General features: G+C 70.5%; 2 protein-coding genes. One reads left to right on the forward strand and one right to left on the reverse strand.

Going from position 1 to position 2,562, the window contains the following annotated elements:
* Positions 1-152: 152 nt before the first annotated feature.
* Positions 153-1,022, reverse strand: coding sequence for a diacylglycerol kinase (locus ACFWGJ_RS43265; RefSeq protein WP_387334468.1), 870 nt, complete (start codon positions 1,020-1,022; stop codon positions 153-155).
* 190 nt (positions 1,023-1,212) lie between these two features.
* Here ACFWGJ_RS43265 and ACFWGJ_RS43270 point away from each other — a divergent pair, with 190 nt between their 5' ends.
* Positions 1,213-2,499, forward strand: coding sequence for an adenylosuccinate synthase (locus ACFWGJ_RS43270; RefSeq protein WP_387334469.1), 1,287 nt, complete (start codon positions 1,213-1,215; stop codon positions 2,497-2,499).
* Positions 2,500-2,562: the final 63 nt, after the last annotated feature.

The following is a 2,562-nucleotide window of genomic DNA, read 5'->3' on the forward strand; positions in this document are numbered from 1 at the left end:
CAGTTCCCCGCGCCCCTTTCAGCCCGTCCGGCGTTTGAGGACGAGCGCGCAGCGCGATAGGGGGGCGAGGGGCGCAGCCCCATGCGTGGACGGGAACGGGAAGGGGCGGCCGGGGCGAAAGAAACCCGCCCACCCCTCCGCGGGAGCGCCCGCTACCCCGGCAGCGTCAACCCCCAGGCCCCCTCCCGGACGGTCCACGTCCGGGTGCGGACCGGGCCCGCCACCACCGCATCCGCCCGGTACCGGAAATCCGCCCCCGACACGGTGATCGTCCGCGCCACGGCCTCCAGCGGCGCGGCCTCCGCGCCGACGGAGACGGGCCGGATCTCGATCCGCGCACCACCCCCCGCGCCGCCCGGAGTGATCGACACGGCGTCCACGGGCTGGTCCAGGTCGATGAGGGTCCGCCCGTCGGCCTCGACGCGCAGCCGCGCGGGCCCGGGGGAGGCGGACGCCGGCGGCCGGGCGGGCCGTGCGGCGAGCGTGCGGACGAGGGACTGGCAGGTCCGCAGCCAGTGGGCCCGGTGCTGCGGAGCGTCCTCCTCCAAGGAGCCCTCGCCTCCGCCCGCGCCCCCGCCCAGCGGCGGAATGCGCAGAGCCCCCAGCACCACCCCGTCACTGTCGTCCACCAGCAGATCGAGCCGCCGCTCGGACCCGTCGAGCACGGCCCGGGCCGCCTCGACGGCCCCCTGGGGCACGCCGAGGGCCCGCGAGAGCGTCAGCGCTCCGCCGCCGACGCCCACCGGCACCAGGGACAGTGCACATCCGGCCAGCTCGCGCCGCCGGTGCAAAAGGGACACGGCGCGCAGCAGCGCCCGGTCGTCCCCGACCACGACGGGTCGCCGCGACCCTCTCCGGGCCAGTGCCCGGTCGAATTCCTCGGGCCCGTCAGGGAGGCACACTTTTGTGGTCGCACCCGCGCTGAGCACGTCTTTTGCGATCCGTACCGCCTCACCGTCACCGTGACGGGCGACCGGGTCGATGACCACCAGGAGCTGGTCGGAAGTCGCCACCTCGGTCATGCCTCGCTTCCTCGGGTAGCATCTTTGTGCAAGAGCCCCTTGCGCTATTGCGCCAGGGGCTTCGTCTATTCCGGGGCATCCGGTCCGACGGTCGCGGCCAAAGGTGGTCGCCGGCGTACGCAGCCGTACCAGATACAGCCGTGTACGTCCCCGACCTTGGACATGCCCCGCCCGGAAGGGGTGTACGCGCGTGCCCGCACTTGTGCTGCTCGGTGCTCAGTGGGGTGACGAAGGCAAGGGAAAGGCCACCGACCTGCTCGGTGGTTCCGTGGACTATGTGGTGCGCTACCAAGGCGGCAACAACGCCGGCCATACGGTAGTCGTGGGCGATCAGAAGTACGCCCTCCACCTCCTCCCTTCCGGAATCCTCTCGCCGGGGTGTACCCCGGTCATCGGTAACGGAGTCGTCGTCGACCCGTCGGTCCTGTTCTCCGAGCTGAACGGACTGAACGAGCGTGGCGTCGACACGTCCAAGCTCCTCATCAGCGGAAACGCGCACATCATCACGCCGTACAACGTGACGGTGGACAAGGTGACGGAACGCTTCCTCGGCAAGCGGAAGATCGGCACCACCGGCCGGGGCATCGGCCCGACCTACGCCGACAAGATCAACCGTGTCGGCATCCGCGTCCAGGACCTGTACGACGAGTCGATCCTGACGCAGAAGGTCGAGGCGGCCCTCGACGGCAAGAACCAGCTCCTCACCAAGGTCTTCAACCGCCGCGCGATCGAGACCGACCAGATCGTCGAGGAACTGCTGACCTACGCGGAGAAGCTGCGCCCGTACGTCGCCGACACCGTCCTGGTGCTCAACAAGGCGCTCGACGACGACAAGGTGGTCCTCTTCGAGGGCGGCCAGGGCACGCTGCTGGACATCGACCACGGCACGTATCCCTTCGTGACGTCGTCGAACCCCACCGCGGGCGGCGCCTGCACGGGTTCGGGCGTCGGCCCGACGAAGATCAGCCGGGTCATCGGCATCCTGAAGGCGTACACGACCCGGGTCGGCGCGGGTCCGTTCCCGACCGAGCTGCTCGACGAGGACGGCGAGGCGCTGCGCCGCATCGGCGGCGAGCGCGGGGTCACCACCGGCCGCGACCGGCGCTGCGGCTGGTTCGACGCGCCGATCGCCCGGTACGCGACGCGCGTCAACGGCCTGACGGACTTCTTCCTCACCAAGCTCGACGTCCTTACCGGCTGGGACGAGATCCCGGTCTGTGTCGCGTACGAGATCGACGGGAAGCGCGTCGAGGAGCTGCCCTACTCGCAGACCGACTTCCACCACGCGAAGCCGATCTACGAGAAGCTGCCCGGCTGGTCGGAGGACATCACGAAGGCCAAGACCTTCGCGGACCTCCCGAAGAACGCCCAGGCGTACGTGAAGGCGCTGGAGGACATGTCCGGCGCCCCGATCTCCGCCATCGGCGTGGGCCCGGGCCGCGACGAGACGATCGAGATCAACTCGTTCCTGCGGTAGCGCGTTCCCGCGCCGGGGAGTGACCCGCGCATGACCGCCGCCCCGTACGAATCCTTCGTACGG

The organism is Streptomyces sp. NPDC060205 (assembly GCF_042728395.1).
GTDB lineage: Bacteria > Actinomycetota > Actinomycetes > Streptomycetales > Streptomycetaceae > Streptomyces.

Coding starts and splice junctions, on each gene's coding strand:
- ACFWGJ_RS43265 (WP_387334468.1), bottom strand. CDS start 1,022: ATGACCGAGGTGGCGACTTCCGACCAGCTCCTGGTGGTCATCGACCCG.